This window comes from Streptomyces sp. NPDC102278, from assembly GCF_044766345.1.
Lineage (GTDB): Bacteria > Actinomycetota > Actinomycetes > Streptomycetales > Streptomycetaceae > Streptomyces.
On the sequence record NZ_JBIWLV010000015.1, the window covers coordinates 39,912 to 56,446 of the forward strand.

At 73.1% G+C, this 16,535-nt stretch carries 15 protein-coding genes; 9 read left to right on the forward strand and 6 right to left on the reverse strand.

Annotation, left to right across the window (positions count from 1 at the left end):
• Window positions 1-70: 70 nt before the first annotated feature.
• Window positions 71-856 carry an amino acid ABC transporter ATP-binding protein gene (locus ACIRO3_RS29025; protein ID WP_053682266.1) on the reverse strand — a complete coding sequence of 262 codons (786 nt, stop codon included), beginning with the start codon at window positions 854-856 and terminating at the stop codon, window positions 71-73.
• A 317-nt stretch (window positions 857-1,173) separates the two neighbouring features.
• Between ACIRO3_RS29025 and ACIRO3_RS29030 the strand changes: the two genes are divergently transcribed.
• On the forward strand, window positions 1,174-1,878 hold the full coding sequence (locus tag ACIRO3_RS29030) for a response regulator transcription factor (protein ID WP_404141672.1): 705 nt from the start codon (window positions 1,174-1,176) through the stop codon (window positions 1,876-1,878).
• Window positions 1,879-1,890: 12 nt separating this feature from the next.
• Window positions 1,891-3,303, forward strand: coding sequence for an ATP-binding protein (locus tag ACIRO3_RS29035; RefSeq protein WP_404141674.1), 1,413 nt, complete (start codon window positions 1,891-1,893; stop codon window positions 3,301-3,303).
• On the opposite strand, the gene ACIRO3_RS29040 is transcribed toward ACIRO3_RS29035, so the two are convergent.
• Together ACIRO3_RS29040 and ACIRO3_RS29045 are read right to left on the reverse strand one after the other, a co-directional pair.
• Window positions 3,300-5,447, reverse strand: a complete 2,148-nt coding sequence (locus ACIRO3_RS29040; protein WP_404141676.1) for an endo-beta-N-acetylglucosaminidase — start codon at window positions 5,445-5,447, stop codon at window positions 3,300-3,302. The two genes, ACIRO3_RS29035 and ACIRO3_RS29040, sit on opposite strands and share 4 nt — an antisense overlap.
• Before the next feature lie 30 nt (window positions 5,448-5,477).
• A complete protein-coding gene (locus ACIRO3_RS29045) occupies window positions 5,478-6,761 on the reverse strand; it encodes a glycosyl hydrolase (RefSeq protein WP_404141678.1) in 1,284 nt (427 codons plus the stop codon).
• A gap of 437 nt (window positions 6,762-7,198) precedes the next feature.
• Between ACIRO3_RS29045 and ACIRO3_RS29050 the strand changes: the two genes are divergently transcribed.
• Both ACIRO3_RS29050 and ACIRO3_RS29055 read left to right on the forward strand, forming a co-directional pair.
• Window positions 7,199-8,425 carry a substrate-binding domain-containing protein gene (locus ACIRO3_RS29050; RefSeq protein ID WP_404141679.1) on the forward strand — a complete coding sequence of 409 codons (1,227 nt, stop codon included), beginning with the start codon at window positions 7,199-7,201 and terminating at the stop codon, window positions 8,423-8,425.
• Between the two features lie 27 nt (window positions 8,426-8,452).
• Complete coding sequence (locus tag ACIRO3_RS29055; RefSeq protein ID WP_404141680.1) at window positions 8,453-9,451, forward strand: ROK family protein; 999 nt, start codon at window positions 8,453-8,455, stop codon at window positions 9,449-9,451.
• A gap of 69 nt (window positions 9,452-9,520) precedes the next feature.
• Here ACIRO3_RS29055 and ACIRO3_RS29060 read toward each other — a convergent pair whose 3' ends face one another.
• On the reverse strand, window positions 9,521-10,525 hold the full coding sequence (locus ACIRO3_RS29060; RefSeq protein WP_366148459.1) for a TAXI family TRAP transporter solute-binding subunit: 1,005 nt from the start codon (window positions 10,523-10,525) through the stop codon (window positions 9,521-9,523).
• Between the two features lie 232 nt (window positions 10,526-10,757).
• On the opposite strand from ACIRO3_RS29060, the gene miaB reads away from it, so the two are divergent.
• Both miaB and ACIRO3_RS29070 read left to right on the forward strand, forming a co-directional pair.
• Entirely contained in the window at window positions 10,758-12,284 is a 1,527-nt protein-coding gene (gene miaB / locus ACIRO3_RS29065; protein WP_361773511.1) for a tRNA (N6-isopentenyl adenosine(37)-C2)-methylthiotransferase MiaB, read from the forward strand.
• A 168-nt stretch (window positions 12,285-12,452) separates the two neighbouring features.
• The gene (locus ACIRO3_RS29070) at window positions 12,453-13,157 is read left to right on the forward strand and encodes a class III extradiol dioxygenase subunit B-like domain-containing protein (RefSeq protein WP_404141683.1); all 705 of its coding nucleotides are present in this window, start codon (window positions 12,453-12,455) and stop codon (window positions 13,155-13,157) included.
• Window positions 13,158-13,335: 178 nt separating this feature from the next.
• Here ACIRO3_RS29070 and ACIRO3_RS29075 read toward each other — a convergent pair whose 3' ends face one another.
• Both ACIRO3_RS29075 and ACIRO3_RS29080 read right to left on the reverse strand, forming a co-directional pair.
• Complete coding sequence (locus ACIRO3_RS29075; protein ID WP_267800240.1) at window positions 13,336-13,581, reverse strand: antitoxin; 246 nt, start codon at window positions 13,579-13,581, stop codon at window positions 13,336-13,338.
• 23 nt (window positions 13,582-13,604) lie between these two features.
• Window positions 13,605-13,769: a gliding motility protein gene (locus ACIRO3_RS29080; RefSeq protein ID WP_404141684.1), complete on the reverse strand. Its 165-nt coding sequence runs from the start codon at window positions 13,767-13,769 to the stop codon at window positions 13,605-13,607.
• 206 nt (window positions 13,770-13,975) lie between these two features.
• On the opposite strand from ACIRO3_RS29080, the gene miaA reads away from it, so the two are divergent.
• The 3 genes from miaA to dapF all read left to right on the forward strand — a co-directional run bounded on the left by miaA (window position 13,976) and on the right by dapF (window position 16,490).
• A complete protein-coding gene (gene miaA, locus ACIRO3_RS29085) occupies window positions 13,976-14,914 on the forward strand; it encodes a tRNA (adenosine(37)-N6)-dimethylallyltransferase MiaA (RefSeq protein WP_361773502.1) in 939 nt (312 codons plus the stop codon).
• A 111-nt stretch (window positions 14,915-15,025) separates the two neighbouring features.
• On the forward strand, window positions 15,026-15,553 hold the full coding sequence (locus ACIRO3_RS29090; RefSeq protein WP_361773623.1) for a hypothetical protein: 528 nt from the start codon (window positions 15,026-15,028) through the stop codon (window positions 15,551-15,553).
• A 61-nt stretch (window positions 15,554-15,614) separates the two neighbouring features.
• Window positions 15,615-16,490, forward strand: a complete 876-nt coding sequence (gene dapF / locus ACIRO3_RS29095; RefSeq protein ID WP_404141686.1) for a diaminopimelate epimerase — start codon at window positions 15,615-15,617, stop codon at window positions 16,488-16,490.
• Window positions 16,491-16,535 lie beyond the last annotated feature (45 nt).

The following is a 16,535-nucleotide window of genomic DNA, read 5'->3' on the forward strand; positions in this document are numbered from 1 at the left end:
CACGACGTGCTGCGTCGGCGGGCCCGGTCGTGTCAGGGTTCTGACACCGGATCACTACCAGACGCGACCGTCAGTGATGCAGGATCTTCGACAGGAAGTCCTTCGCGCGGTCGCTGCGGGGGTTGCTGAAGAACTGCTCGGGCACCGCCTCTTCGACGATCTTCCCGTCGGCCATGAAGACGACCCGGTTGGCGGCGGAGCGGGCGAAGCCCATCTCGTGCGTGACGACCACCATGGTCATCCCCTCGCGGGCGAGCTGCTGCATGACCTCCAGCACCTCGTTGATCATCTCCGGGTCGAGAGCCGACGTCGGCTCGTCGAACAGCATCACCTTCGGGTCCATCGCCAGCGCGCGGGCGATCGCCACGCGCTGCTGCTGACCACCGGAGAGCTGTGCCGGGTACTTGTCCGCCTGGGAGCCGACGCCGACGCGGTCGAGCAGCGCCTTCGCCTTCTCCGTCGCCTCCGCCGCGTTCGTCTTGCGGACCTTCAGCTGGCCCAACATGACGTTCTGCAGGACCGTCTTGTGCGCGAACAGGTTGAACGACTGGAAGACCATGCCGACATCGGCTCGCAGTCGCGCCAATTCCTTGCCCTCGGAGGGCAGTTCCTTGCCGTCGACCGTGATGGTTCCCGAGTCGATGGTCTCCAGCCTGTTGATCGTCCGGCACAGCGTGGACTTGCCCGATCCCGAGGGACCGATCACCACGACGACCTCACCGCGGGCAATGCTCAGATCGATGTCCTGAAGCACGTGCAGCGCGCCGAAGTGCTTGTTGACGTTGCTCAGTACGACCAGGCTGTCCGCGGCAGCGGCCGCGTCCTGCACGTCCTTGGTCACTGATACTCCGCTCATCGGCTTCTTGCTCCGTCCTCCGTCGGTTGGGAGGACAGTAGTGACGAGGTACGCACACCGTCATCACATCTGAGGGAGAATTGAGCATAACGATCCGGCCTCGCCCGGATACGCTCCGTGCGCGACGCCCGCAACGGCGCCTGTGTACTCGTACCGGGTGCATAACGGAAGACGCGCGGGAGCGGAAGTCCCTTGACGTGGGACTCTGCATCAGCGTGGATGCATGGTGGCCATGAAACCGACATGACGCCGCAATGAGACCGCCACAACGGCGCCACCCGCCGACCGGACGGGACGGACGAGGAGAGGGTGACGCAGTGAGACTGCTGCTCGTCGAGGACGACGACCACGTCGCCGCCGCGCTGTCCGCGATCCTCGCCCGTCACGGCTTCCGCGTGACGCACGCCCGCAACGGCGAGGAAGCGCTGCAGGCACTGCTGCCGGCCGACGCCCCGCCCTTCGGCGTGGTCCTGCTCGACCTGGGACTGCCCGACCAGGACGGCTACGAGGTGTGCGGCAAGATCCGCAAGCGCACCGCCACCCCCGTGATCATGGTGACCGCGCGCGGTGACGTGCGCTCCCGCATCCACGGCCTGAACATGGGCGCCGACGACTACGTGGTCAAGCCCTACGACACCGGCGAGCTCCTCGCCCGCATCCACGCCGTCGCCCGGCGCACCGGCGCCTCCGAGGAAGCCGCCGCCACCGGCACCGGTGCCCCCTCCGTCGTCCGGCTCGGCCCGGTCAGCATCGAGCTGCCCACCCGCCGGGTCATCGTCGACGGCGCCGACGTACCCCTCACCCGCAAGGAATTCGACCTGCTGGCCCTCCTCGCGCAGCGGCCCGGCGTCGTCTTCCGCCGCGAACAGATCATCAGCGAGGTGTGGCGCACCAGCTGGGAAGGAACCGGCAGGACCCTGGAGGTCCACGTCGCCTCGCTGCGCTCCAAGCTGAGCATGCCCGCGCTCATCGAGACCGTCCGCGGGGTGGGCTACCGGCTCGTCACCCCGGCCGGCCCCTAGCGGGGCCCCGTCGTGCGCGCCCGACTGCTCCCGCTCCTCGTCGTCCTGATGGCGGGCGTGCTGCTCGCGCTCGGCTTCCCGCTCGCCGTCAGCCTCGCCGCCGGACAGCAGCAGCGGGTGGTGGTCGACCGGATCGACGACAGCGCCCGCTTCGCCGCCCTCTCCCAGTTCGTCATCGACGCCGAGGGCTCCGGCTCCACCGGGGCCGACGAACGCCGCGACACCCTCCAACTGGAACTTGCCCGCTACCAGGAGCTTTACGGGATCCGCGTCGGCATCTTCTACCGCGACGACAACGCCATGGCCCGCGCCCCCGGCTGGTGGCAGCTCCCCGAGTCCGGGGAAGGGCGTCGCGCCTTCGACGAGGCCCTCGCCGGCCGCCGCAGCCACGACCCGGGCCAGGTGTGGCCCTGGCAGACCGACGGCAGGCTCCTCGTCGTCTCCCCGGTCGTCCTCGACGGTGACGTCGTCGCCGTCGTCGCCACCGAGTCCCCCACCGACCAGATGCGCGGCCGGATCCTGGAGGGCTGGCTCTTCATCGCGGGCGGCCTCGCCGCCGCCATGCTGCTCGCCTTCGGAGCCGCCCTCCGGCTCACCAGTTGGGTGCTCAAGCCCGTCCAGACCCTGGACGCGGCCGCCCACGGCATCTCCACGGGCAAGATGAACTCCCGGGTCGCGGCCGACAGCGGGCCGCCGGAACTACGGCGCCTGGCGCACTCGTTCAACGAGATGGCGGACAACGTCGAAGAGGTGTTGGAGCAGCAGCGGGCGTTCGTCGCGGACGCCTCCCACCAACTGCGCAATCCGCTCGCCGCGCTGCTCCTGCGGATCGAACTCCTCGCCCTCGAACTGCCCGAGGGAAACGAGGAGATCGCCTCCGTGCGCACCGAGGGCAAACGCCTGACCCAGGTCCTCGACGACCTCCTCGACCTGGCGCTGGCCGAGCACGCCGCCGCCGAGATCCGCCTGATCGACATCGGCGGGCTGGCCGCCGAGCGGGTCACCGCGTGGCGCCCCTTCGCCGAGGAGAAGGGCGTGGAACTCACCGAACCCGGCCCGGAGGCCGTCACCGGCTGGGCCGACCCCATCGCCCTGTCCAGTGCCCTCGACGCCGTCATCGACAACGCCCTCAAGTTCACCCCCCGGGGAGAACGCGTCGAGGTCGAGGTCCGCACCGAGGGACGCTCCGCGCTCGTCACCGTCGCCGACCGGGGCCCCGGGCTCACCCCCGAGGAACTGCTGCGCGTCGGCGACCGCTTCTGGCGCAGCGGACGCCACCAGAACGTCAAGGGATCCGGACTGGGCCTGTCCATCTCCCGCGCCCTGCTCGCCTCGGGCGGCGGGTCCCTCGCGTACGAGACGAACCCGCCGCACGGGCTGCGGGTGACGGTGGCCGTGCCGCACACCGACCCCCACGCGGACTAGAGCCTGTCTTTCCAGGTCAGGGTGGTGCGGGCCGCGTCGGACAGCGTGTACAGCTCGTCCACGGCCCGGACCTCGAAGGCGGCCGCGCGCTCCCGCCCGGCGCGGGTGACGGCGGGCAGGTGGAGGGCGGCGCCGCAGGTACCGCCGAGGAAGCGGCGGGCGCCGTCCGGGAGCAGGCGGTACACCTCGTGGTGACGGACCGGCCCGGGCGCGCGGCGCCACGACAGGCGGACCGAGGCCTGACCGTCCCACTGGTCCGACGCCTCCACCCTCAGCGCGCCGGGGGCGGCCGGCCTCCGCCGCGCGGCGGTGTCGTGTACCGCCAGGGCCCCGAGCCGCCAGCGCACCGGTCCCGTCCCGCGGGCCGTGATCCGTACGGCCAGCGCGTACGCGGTTCTCCCGGCCCGCGTCCCGACGTCGACCCGGGTGGTGCGCCAGCCGGGGGCCGCGCCGGGGCCCTGGACCCCGAACCAGGTGTACGGCACCGGCTCGCCCGGGGCGGCGGGCTCGCGCACGGCGACGCCGACCTCCACGGCGACCGGGCCGCCGCCCGGATCACGGGAGTGGACCAGGTCCAGGACGGTGGTGCGGGTCAGGGGCAGCCGGGTGGCGTGCAGGCCGACGACGGCGGGCGCGGTGAGGACGCCCTCGACCAGCAGACTGGAGCCGCCGCGCCACGCCTCGTCGAAGTCCAGGGTGACCGAGGGGCGCCGGCCGTCGGTGTCGATCACCCAACGGCGTCCGGGCAGGACGTCCTGGAGGCCGAGCTGGTTCCAGGGCGCCGACGAGGTGACCGCGCCGGCCTCGTACCAGCGCTCCCCGTGACCCGTGTTGAACGAGCAACCGAAGGGGAGGGCGGTGACCGTGGAGCGGTCGGCGACGACGGTGGCGGGCGCGCGCCAGCCGCACTCCGGCGCCGGGCGGGCCGGGTCCAGGGACTCGCCCGTCCAGAACCGGTCGTCGGCCCGGTGGAAGGCGCCCGGGGACCGGTCGGTGAGGTGGTTGCGGGTCCACTCGGGCCGGTAGAGCCCGTAGCCCACGACGTGGTCCCGCCCGCGCGGAACGATCGCGTCCCAGTCGACGTCCGCGTCCCAGCCGCGGGACTCCGTGTCCACCGCCGCCCACAGTTCGTGGCGGCTGCGGCCGAGCCGTTCGGCGAGGGCGCCGGATTCCGCCAGGGTCCGAGCCGTCCAGCGGAAGTCCACGAACATGGTGTCCGCGACCTTCCCGGACCGGTCCTCGAAGAAGTCCCGGTTCAGCTCGTTCAGCGCGCCCTGCCACCCGACCCGACCAGTGGTGTTCATCGCGTCGTACCACGTGACACGCAGCCCGTGCGGTTCCCCCGCCGCCCGCAGGGCGCGCAGGAAACCCCGCGTCCGGTTCGCGAGCGCGCTGTCGCCGCCGTCCGTCTCGGCGTTGACGAACCAGCCGTCGAAACCGTACGTCCGCGCCACCCGGACGAGTTGCTCCGCGATCGGATACCGCCCCGAGGCCTCCCGCCGCACCAGGTCACGGGTCCACCGCAGGTCACCGCCGTACGCGACGGGCGGCAGGAACACGTTGCCCAGCACCCGGACCCCGTTGCGGTGGGCCGCGTCGACCACCGGCGCGTTCGGGGCCAGCACGATCCCCTCGCCGGCCGAGCCGCCCCAGAAGACCAGCTCGTCGATGTACGCCCAGTGCGTGAGCGCGTAGTGGTCGGCGGTCGCGGACCCCTGCGACGGGTTCCCCGCGGTCGGTCCGAAGGACACCAGCGAGGAGATCCGGGCCTGCCCGGCCCGGGCGCCCGGATGCGGGGGCACGGGCGTGAAACGGGGCGCGAGGGGCACCGTCGCGGTGTTGTGGGCCAGGTCGGGATCGGTGGTGGGACTCCACCGGCTGAGGGAGCGCCAGGTGATCCCGGGCCCGGGCGTTCCCTCCGGGAGCGAGTCCGGGAACCAGTACGAGGCGTACGGGGTGAGGTCGGCCGGGGGAGTACGGCCGCCGGCCACCCCTTCCCCGGCGGCCAGGGCCCGCGCGGGCCACGCGGCCGCGGCGGCGGTCGCCGCCCCGGCGGTGAGCAGGGCCCGCCGGGTCGGCCGGGCGGGGGACGTGCGGGAGAGCGGGGGAGTGCGCGGGTCGACACCGTGATCGGGCTCGGACATGCGGGGCTCCTCTGCGGAAGGGATGGCGGGTCAGACCTCGGTCACCTCGGACACGCGCAGCACCTCGGTGATGCCGCGCGCGGACAGGTGCGCCCGGTCCTCGGCGTGCTCGGCCAGGACCACCGCCGGCCGCACCCCCTGCGCGGTCAGCGCGGCCCACGCCTCGAAGAAGGACCCGCCCGGGGCGCACACCGACCGCTCGGGCGCGCTGTCCGCCCCGCCGACGTCCACGACGAGCGCGGTGGACCGGACGGGCGGGCGGTGCTCGCGCCCCCGCCACCATCCGGCGATCCGGGCGATGGCGGCCCCCTGGGGCTTGACCCGACGGTCGTTGGTCAGCAGCCCCAGGCCGTACTCCAGCTCGGGGAAGTCCGCGAGGTCCCGGGACACGTCGTGCGAACACCACCAGGTCACGCCCCACACGTCCGGGCAGTCCAGCACGTTGGCCACGGTCGCCTCGGTGAACTCCGCCGCGTGCTCCGGCTGGATCAGCGGCGCCGGAGCCCCCACCTCCTGGAGCCACACCGGGCGTTGCGGGTCCGGGGCCCAGGCCTTCGACAGCTCGACCAGGTAGGCGGCGTGGTGTTCGGTGGCCGTCCCGGTGCGCCCGTGACGCTGGGCGGTCCCGTTGAACACCCAGGAGTGCACGGCCGTGGCCGCGCCCAGCCGGGCCGCCTGGGCCGCCGTGAAGGGGTGCCCGTCCCGGTACCAGGCCGCGTCGTACTCGGCGTGCAGGTGGAACCGGCCCGGGGCCCCCTTCTCGCACGCGGCCAGCATCCGCTCCAGCCACCGCTGCGCCTGCGCCTGGGTGATCCGGTCGGGGTCGGGGTGCGGGGAGTCGGAGAACTGGTTGATCTCGTTGCCGACGGTCATCCCCAGGAAGTTCGGCCGGTCGGCCAGGGCGCCGGCCAGCGTGCACAGGTACTCCTCCTGCGCCTGCACCACGAGGGGGTCGCCGAAGATGTTGCGCCGGTGCCAGGTCCCGGTCCAGGCGGGCAGGAAGTCGAAGCTCGACACGTGCCCCTGCAATCCGTCCACGGTGACGTCGAGCCCGCGTTCGCCGGCCGCGTCGGCGAGCGCGACGAGCTGCTCGACGGCGCGCGGGCGGATGAGCGTGCGGTTGGGCTGGAACAACGGCCACAGCGGGAAGACCCGTACGTGGTCCAGCCCGAGCGCGGCGATCGAGTCCAGGTCGGCCCGGACCTCGTCGAGATCGAAGTCGAGCCAGTGGTGGAACCACCCGCGCGTCGGCGTGTAGTTGGCGCCGAACCGGAGCCGGCGGGGGACGGGAGGGGGAGCGGTTCCGTCGTGCATGAATGATCCTGGAGTTCAGGGGAATTCACCGGACGCCCCACAACCTGCCGCCCGTTCCGAGAGAAAGTCAACAGGCGCGGCGCGGTCGATTGCGACGTGTGTACGGAGAATGCGCCGTGCACGTGCGGGAGTTGCCCACTTATGCGCTTCAGTCCCTGCCGCAGCAGGGAAGTTGACGATCACGACGACCGCACTAATGCGGTTTAGTTCGAGTCGATCGCCATGGCGCCGCGGGAAAGGGTACGGAAATGGCCAACGTCGGAAACGGGGGCGTTGACGTCCGTGCGTGCAATCCGGTAAGGCGTCGAAGCAGTGCGAACACAGGCCCTGCGAAACGGAGTTCATCCGGCGCCGGCAGACACCGGCGGCCGCCCGCCGGGGGCGGATCGCGTACGGTCCGGCCATCGGAGTCCTCGGCGGCGAAGGATGAGGCAGGCATGGCGCGCAGACCCACCATCAAGGACATCGCCCGCCGGTCGGGGGTGTCGGAGAGCGCCGTCTCCTTCGCGCTCAACGACCGCCCGGGAGTGTCCGAGGACACCCGGGCCCGTGTCCGTCGGATCGCGGAAGAGCTCGGCTGGCAGCCCAACAGCGCCGCCCGCGCGCTGTCCGGGGAGCGCTCCGGCGCCGTCGGGCTGGTCCTCGCCCGACCCGCGCGCACCCTCGGCGCGGAGTCGTTCTTCCTCCGACTCGTCTCCGGTGTCCAGGAGGTGCTGTCGGCGGGACGGATCGCGCTGCTCTTCCAGGTGGTGGAGGACGTGGACGCGGAGTGTGCCGTGTACCGCCGGTGGTGGGCCGAACGGAGGGTGGACGGGGTCATCGTCGTCGACCCCCGCATCGACGACCCGCGACCGGAACTCCTCGCCGGGTTGGGGTTGCCGGCCGTGATGGTGGGCGGGCCGGACGTCCCCGGGACGGAACCCCCCGGGACGGAGCCCGCCGGTACGGAACCCGCGCGACCGGAGCTCACCGGGCCGGCCGGTACGGAACCCCCCGGGACGGGGCCCGCCGGTACGGAGCCCCCCGGGACGGAACCCCCCGGGACGGAGCCCGCCGGTACGGAACCCGCGCGACCGGAGCTCACCGGGCCGGCCGTCCCCTCGGCCCGCCTGCCGTCCACCATCCGGGCCGACGACGCCGGCGCCATGATCCAGGTGCTGGAGCACCTCCACGGACTCGGCCACCGCCGGATCACCCACCTCGCCGGCCTCCCCGGCCTCGCCCACACCGCCCGCCGGATGGCCTCGCTGCGCACCTGGTCCGAGGGGCGCGGGCTGGGCCCGGACCGGGTGCGCTCGGTGGTGACGGACTACTCCGACACCGAGGGCGCGGCCGCGACCCGTCGGATCCTCGCCGAGCCGGCGCCCCCCACCGCCCTGGTCTTCGACAACGACGTGATGGCGCTGGCGGGCCTCGCCGTCGCCACCGAGCTGGGCATCCCGGTCCCCGCTCGGCTCTCGATCGTCGCCTGGGACGACTCCGCCCTCTGCCGGGTCACCCACCCCCGGCTCACCGCCCTGGTCCGTGACACGGCCGCGTTCGGGCGGCTCGCCGCCGAGGAGCTGATGGCGGTCCTCGCCGGAGGCGTGCCCCGCACCCGGCAGAGCGAGTTGCCGCGACTGGAGCCCCGCGAGAGTACGGCGCCACCCCCGACCGCATACTGAGTTCCGACCCCTTCCTGGAGCGCCGCCGTGACCAGTTCCACCTCCTTCCCCACCCTCCGGGCCGCCGCCCCGAGCACCGGCCCGACCGTGGCGATCGACATCGGCGGAACAAAGATCGCCGGCGCCCTGGTGCACCCGGACGGATCGATGACGGCCGGAACCCGTCGCCCCACGCCGCGCGCGGCGAGCGCCGACGCGGTGATGGCGGCGGTCGCCGAGGTCGTCGCGGACCTGGCCCGCAGCCCGCTGTGGCCCTCGGTGGTCCGCTGCGGCGTGGGCAGCGCGGGCCCGGTGGACACCTCCCGGGGCACGGTCAGCCCGGTGAACATCGGCGCCTGGCGGGAGTTCCCCGTCCAGGCCCGGATCGCGGCGGAACTGGCCGCCCACGGGGCCCGGATCCCGACCGTCCTGGCGGGCGACGGGGTCGCGATGACGGCCGCCGAACACTGGCTGGGCGCCGCCAAGGGACACGCCAACGCCCTGTGCATGGTCGTCTCCACCGGCGTCGGCGGCGGCCTCGTCCTGAACAACCGGCTCCACCCCGGCCCCACCGGCAACGCGGGCCACATCGGACACATCAGCGTCGCCTTCGACGGGGAGCCCTGCGTCTGCGGCGGCCGCGGCTGCGTCGAGTCCCTCGCCTCCGGCACCGCCATCGCCGCCTGGGCCCTCGACCAGGGCTGGACTCCGAACGAGGACCAAGAGGCCACCGCCGCGGGCGTCGCGGCCGCCGCCAAGGCGGGCGACCCCGTCGCCGAGGCCGCCTTCGACCGGGCGGGCCGCGCCCTGGCCGCCGCCATCGCCGCCACCGCCACCCTGGTCGAGACGCGCATCGCGGTCATCGGCGGCGGCGTCGCCGCCTCGGGCGACACCCTCTTCGCGCCGATCCGGCGGCACCTGGCCTCGTACGCGACCCTGTCGTTCGTGCGGGACATCGAGGTCGTCCCGGCGAGCCTGGGTACCGACGCGGGGCTCATCGGGGCGGCCGCCGCCGCGATGCTGCTGCCCGAGGGCGCCACGGCCTGAACCCAGGCACTCCGGTGCTCCCGTGCTCCGGCGCTCCGGCGGGAACGTGGGTTCCGGCGGGAACGTGGGCTACGGCTTGACCGAGCGGTAGTACCGCCGGGCGCCTTCGTGCAGGTCCAACGGATCCGTGTAGATCGCCGTCCGCAGATCCACCAGCTGCGCGGCGTGCACCGCGTGCCCGATCCGGTCGCGGCTGTTGATCACGGTCCGGGTGAACTGTTCCGTCAGCTCCGCGCTCGTGTCCTCGCGGGTCACGAGCAGGTTCGGCACGGCGAGCGTGGCCACCGCCGCGGTGTTGCGGGCCCGCGCGTACGCGTCCTGCGGCATGACCGCCGCCCGGTAGTAGCGGGCGGGACTGCCACTGCCCTGGAGCTTCTCCACCAGGTCGCCCAGCGGTACGAGCCGGATCTCGAAGCGCTCCGACAGTTCGCGCACCGCGTTCGTGGGGAGGCCGCCGGACCAGAAGAAGGCGTCGATCCGCCCCGCCTCCAGTTCGGCCGGCATGGTGTCGATGCCTATGGACACCGGGGTGATGTCCTTGCGCGGGTTCAGTTTGGCCGCCGTCAGCAGCCGCTCCGAGATCAGCCGGACGCCGGAGCCGTCCTGGCCGACCGCCACCCGCTTGCCCCGCAGGTCCCGCGTCGACTGCACCGAGGACCCGGCGGGCACCACCAGCTGCACGTAGTCGTCGTACAGCCGGGCGACCCCCCGCAGCCGGTCGGCGCCCGGCTTCCCGTCGAGCCGGTACTTGGACACCGCGTCCGCCGTCGCCACCGTGAAGTCGGCCTGCCCGGCGGCCACCCGCTGGAGGTTCTGCTGCGAACCCTCGCTGGGGTCCAACCGCACCTTCACGCCGGGGATGTCCGCGGCGAGGTCCTCCTTCAGGAGCTGCCCGTAGCGGTGGTAGACACCGGTGGGGACGCCCGTGCTGAACGCGAGGTCACCCTTGAGCTCCGGCTCCCCGAACGGCCTCAGCCACCAGGTCAGCACGCCGAACACCGCCAGTACGGCCGCCAGGCCCCACAGGGCGCGGCGCCGGCTGATCCGGGGCACTCGGGACGGCAGGAGCGGCATGCCCGCGATCCTACCTTCGGGCCCGTCCCGCCCCCGGGGCGGCAGCGGCACGACCCACAGCGACCCGAGCCCGCCCTCCCCGCCGCGTCGCCGGCCTCGACCGGTCGCGGGGCACCGGGAGCCCCGTCCACCGGGCCGCGCCGGAACCGCTGCTCGTCCTCTCCGGCCGACGGCTCCCGGCCGGGCGGCCACTCGGGGCGGAGGGCTCCCGGGTACCGCCTACCCTTGTTGCATGACCAGCAGCAGCGACCGGAGCACGGCAGTGGACGTCAAGGGAACTTACGAGGTGCGCACCTACGGGTGCCAGATGAACGTGCACGACTCCGAGCGACTGTCCGGTCTGCTGGAGGGCGCGGGCTACACGCGTGCGCCCGAGGGCTCCGACGGTGACGCCGACGTCGTCGTGTTCAACACCTGCGCCGTCCGCGAGAACGCCGACAACAAGCTGTACGGCAACCTCGGCCGGCTCGCCCCGATGAAGACCAAGCGCCCCGGCATGCAGATCGCCGTCGGCGGCTGCCTGGCCCAGAAGGACCGCGACACGATCGTCAAGCGCGCCCCCTGGGTCGACGTCGTCTTCGGCACGCACAACATCGGCAAGCTCCCCGTCCTCCTGGAGCGCGCCCGCGTCCAGGAAGAGGCGCAGGTCGAGATCGCCGAGTCGCTGGAGGCCTTCCCGTCGACGCTGCCGACCCGCCGCGAGTCCGCGTACGCCGCCTGGGTGTCCATCTCCGTCGGCTGCAACAACACCTGCACCTTCTGCATCGTTCCGGCGCTGCGCGGCAAGGAGGAGGACCGTCGCCCCGGCGACATCCTCGCCGAGGTCGAGGCCCTGGTCGCCGAGGGCGTTTCCGAGATCACCCTGCTCGGCCAGAACGTGAACGCCTACGGCTCCGACCTGGGGGACCGCGAGGCGTTCAGCAAGCTGCTGCGCGCCTGCGGGCAGATCGAGGGCCTGGAGCGGGTCCGCTTCACCTCCCCGCACCCGCGCGACTTCACCGACGACGTGATCGCGGCCATGGCCGAGACCCCGAACGTGATGCCGCAGCTGCACATGCCGATGCAGTCCGGATCGGACACCATCCTCAAGGCGATGCGCCGCTCGTACCGCCAGGAGCGCTTCCTCGGGATCATCGAGAAGGTCCGGGCCGCCATCCCGCACGCGGCGATCTCCACCGACATCATCGTGGGCTTCCCCGGCGAGACCGAGGAGGACTTCCAGCAGACGATGCACGCCGTGCGGGAGGCCCGCTTCGCGAACGCGTTCACCTTCCAGTACTCCAAGCGCCCCGGCACCCCGGCCGCCGACATGGACGGCCAGATCCCCAAGGAAGTCGTCCAGGAGCGCTACATGCGCCTGGTCGCCCTCCAGGAGGAGATCTCCTGGGAGGAGAACAAGAAGCAGGTCGGCCGCACCCTGGAGGTCATGGTCGCGGAGGGCGAGGGCCGCAAGGACGGCGCCACGCACCGCCTGTCCGGCCGTGCGCCCGACAACCGTCTCGTCCACTTCACGAAGCCGGACGAGGACGTGCGCCCGGGTGACGTGGTGACCGTGGACATCACGTACGCGGCCCCGCACCACCTGCTCGCCGAGGGGCCGACGTCGGCCGTGCGCAGGACCCGCGCGGGCGACGCCTGGGAGAAGCGCAACGCGGCCCCGGCGCAGCCGGCGGGCGTCATGCTCGGCATCCCCACCCTCGGAGTCCCGGCCCCCCTCCCGGCCGCCGTCTCGGGCTGCGCGGCCCCGGCGTCCGCCTGACACGAGGTCGCCACCCCGGGTCCGACCCCGACGGGCCGGCCCGGGGGCGCCGGCGCCATGGGGTCAGTACTCCGACGGATGCTCCGTACTCCGACGGATGCTCTGTACTCCGACGGATGCTCCGGCCGAGCCACCCGGCGCCGGCCGGCGACGGCTAGGCTGCGGATCATGCTCGTAGCCGCCGCCGTCTGTCCCGCCCCGCCGCTCCTCGTGCCGGAGGTCGCCGCGGGGGCCGCCGCCGAACTGGGCGACGCCCGCACCGCCTGCTCCGACGCGCTCGCCGTGCTCGCCGCCTCCCGCCCCGACCTGCTGGTCGTCGTCGGCGCCGCCGACCAGGACCACGGCGGGCCCTACCCCGAGGGCGCCCGGGGCAGCTTCCGCGGCCACGGCGTGGAGCTCAACGTACAACTGGGCGACGGCGACGAGGGGCCGCGCGTGCTGCCGACCTCGCTGGCCGTCGGCGCCTGGCTGCTCCGCCGCGCCCGCTGGGGCGCCGCCCCCGTCGAGGGGCTCGGGGTCGCGGAGCTCGAAGCCGAACAGTGCCTGCGGGCCGGCCGGGACCTCGCCGCCCGCGACGCACGCGTCGCCCTGCTCGTGATGGGGGACGGCAGCGCCTGCCGCACGCTCAAGGCCCCCGGCTACCTCGACGAGCGGGCCGCCGGCTTCGACGCGGCCGCCGCCCGCGCCCTCGGATCCGCCGACACGACCGCGCTGGCCGCCCTCGACGTGGACCTCGCCCGCCGGCTCAAGGCCGCCGGCCGGGCTCCCTGGCAGGTCCTCGCGGGCGCCGCCGAAGGCGCGGGCCTCGACGGCCGGCTGCTGTACGAGGACGCCCCGTACGGCGTGAGCTACTTCGTCGCCGCCTGGTCCTGACGCCGGCCCGGCACGACACGGCTCGGCACGCACCCGGACAACCGCGTACCGACAACCGCGTACCGACACCCGCGTACCGATACCCGGCACCCGCGTATCGACACCGGGCGCCCGCGTCCGGGCACGAGAAAGGGGCGCGGGGTTCATCGAACCCGCGCGCCCCGCTCCGGCGACCGCGTCAGGAAGTGGCCGGCGGCGTCGGCCCGCCGGGAGCGTCCTTGTGCGCGATCTTGCCCAGGGCGTCCTTCGCCTTGCCCGTCCCGCTCGTGATCTGACCGCTGTACTTGCCCTTGGTCTTGGAGTCCACGGCCTTCGCGACCTTCTCCAGACCGTCGGAGATCTTGCCCTCGTGCTGCTGCGCGAGGTCGCCGACCTTGTCCTTGGCCGGAGCGAGCTTGGCCTTCAGATTGTCCAGCAGGCCCATGGGTCACCCTTCAGTGGCGATGGCTACGTACGGGCGCCCTCGCCGGCCTCGCTGTCCAGGGAAACCTCCGCCGACTTCTGCTGCGGAATCTCCGCGGCCGCAGCCGCGGGTGCCTCCACCCCAGTCGTCTCGCTCGTCGCTTCCTCGGACGAGACCGTCAGGTCCTCGGACACGACCTCATCGGTCACGCCCTGCTCCTTACGGCCAAAAAACCGGCTGAAAACGCCCATGTCTACTCCCGTAACGTTACTCGTGCGAATGAAGTTCCGCCGTGGCCGAAACGGCCTTCGCCGGGTGCGCGCCGGGCCGGAACCTCGCCAGGGCAACGACCCCGGCCGCGCCCCGTCACGTCGCTCGATCGGGTGCCGGCCGCCGGGTTTGCGAGACTGTGTCGGTGAGGAATGCAGCCACCACCCCGCTGGTCATCGCCGTCGTCGGTCCCACCGCGGCCGGAAAGTCCGACCTGGGCGTCGCCCTGGCCCGCCATTTCGACGGCGAGGTCGTCAACGCCGACTCCATGCAGCTGTACCGGGGGATGGACATCGGCACCGCGAAACTGACGCTGGAGGAGCGTGGCGGAGTCCCGCACCACCTCCTCGACGTCTGGGACGTCACCGAGACCGCGAGCGTCGCCGAGTACCAGCGCCTCGCCCGCGCCGAGATCGACCGGCTCCTCGCGCAGGGCCGTACGCCCGTCCTCGTCGGCGGCTCCGGGCTGTACGTCCGCGGCGCGCTCGACGCCATGGAGTTCCCCGGCACCGACCCCGAGGTACGGGCCCGCCTGGAGGAAGAGGCCACCCTGCGCGGCCCCGGCGCCCTGCACGCCCGGCTCGCCGCCGCCGACCCGATCGCCGCCCAGGCGATCCTCCCCAGCAACGGCCGCCGCATCGTCCGCGCCCTGGAGGTCATCGAGATCACCGGGCGCCCGTACACCGCGAACCTGCCCGGCCACGAGTCCGTCTACGACACCGTCCAGATCGGCGTCGACGTGGGCCGGCCGGAACTCGACGAGCGGATCGCGCTGCGGGTCGACCGGATGTGGGAGGACGGACTCGTGGCCGAGGTCCGCGATCTGGAGGCCCGGGGCCTGCGCGAAGGGATCACCGCCTCCCGCGCGCTCGGCTACCAGCAGGTGTTGTCCGCCCTGGCGGGCGCGTGCACCGAGGACGAGGCCAGGGCCGAAACCGTGCGGGCCACCAAGCGGTTCGCCCGCCGGCAGGACTCGTGGTTCCGGCGCGACCCGCGCGTGCACTGGCTGAGCGGCGCCCTGGCCGACCGCGGGGAACTCGCCGGACTCGCGCAGTCGTTGGTCGAACGAGCGGTCACAGCCTGATCACGTGATGGCATCGGGACGCCCCGTGCGCCCGTACCGGGGCCGAGGCCGTGCCATCATCAAACTTCTGAACAGCGGCGTACGAAGTCCGAGTGGGGAGGGCGCGTGGCTATGGAGGCCGGCCCTCGTGACACCGGGCGGGACGACACCAGACGGGAAGCGGACCCGATGCTTCACAGCGGGACCGCGGAGCCGATCGGGTCGGACGGCCCGGGAACCCTCGGCCTGCCCGCCGACCCGGCGCGGCTGACCCCCGACGGCCCGGACGCCCCGGACACCGCCGCCCTGGACGCCTCCGGCCCCGAGTTCGAGGTCGAACTGCGCCCCCAGCGCCGCCTGCGCATCTGGCAGATCGCCCCCATCGTGATGCTCGCCGCCGCCGGCTCCCTGATGTTCGCCTTCCCGCTCGCCTTCGAGTTCGGTGACGGCGGAGCCGTGGTCGCCATGCTGGGCTTCCTCATCAGCTGCTGCGCCGGCGGGTGGGCCATGATGGCCGCGCGCCGCGTCGGCTACTCCTGGCCCGGCCTTCCGCCCCGCGGCAGCGGCCGCCGCCCCGACTGGCGCATGGCCGCCCTGTACGCGGTGACGGCCCTCGCCCTCGTGGCCCTGGCCGTGTACCGGGTCGCGCGCCTGCGCTAGCCCCTGTCGTCACGGTTTCGCCCGGCCCGTGGCGAAAGAGCCCCGAAGGTACGATGACCTGGTGACGCACCGCACCCTCTCCTTCCTCAAGGGCCACGGGACCGAGAACGACTTCGTGATCGTCCCCGACCCGGACAACGCCATCGAGCTGCCCGCGACCGCCGTCGCGAGGCTGTGCGACCGACGGGCCGGCATCGGGGCCGACGGGGTGCTGCACGTCGTGCGCTCCGCCGCCCACCCCGACACGGCGCACCTGGCCGACGAGGCCGAGTGGTTCATGGACTACCGCAACAGCGACGGATCCATCGCCGAGATGTGCGGCAACGGGGTACGGGTCTTCGCCCGCTACCTCCTGCACGCCGGCCACGTCGAGCCCGGCGACCTCGCCGTCGCCACCCGGGGCGGCGTCAAGCGCGTCCACCTCGACAAGAGCGGCGACGTCACGGTCTCCATGGGCCGCGCCGAACTGCCCGTCGGGGACGTCACCGTCTCCGTCGGCGAGCGTGCGTGGCCCGCGCGGAACGTCAACATGGGCAACCCGCACGCCGTTGCCTTCGTCGACAGCCTCGACGACGCCGGAAACCTCTACACGGCACCGCCGTTCAGCCCCGCGTCCGCGTACCCGACCGGAGTCAACGTCGAGTTCGTCGTCGACCGGGGCCCCCGACACGTCGCGATGCGCGTCCACGAGCGCGGCTCCGGCGAGACCCGCTCCTGCGGCACCGGCGCCTGCGCCGTGGCCGTGGCGGCCATCCGACGCGACGGCCTCGACCCGGCCGAGACCGGCGAACCGGTCACGTACACCGTCGACCTGCCCGGCGGCCGACTCGTCATCACCGAGCACCCCGACGGGCAGATCGACATGACCGGGCCGGCCGTCATCGTGGCCGAGGGCGAGCTCGATCCGACCTGGCTCACCGAAACGGCTTTCGCGTGAAGGTTCCCTCCAATGGGTGATCCGTTTCACGCTGAGCGAGAGGTG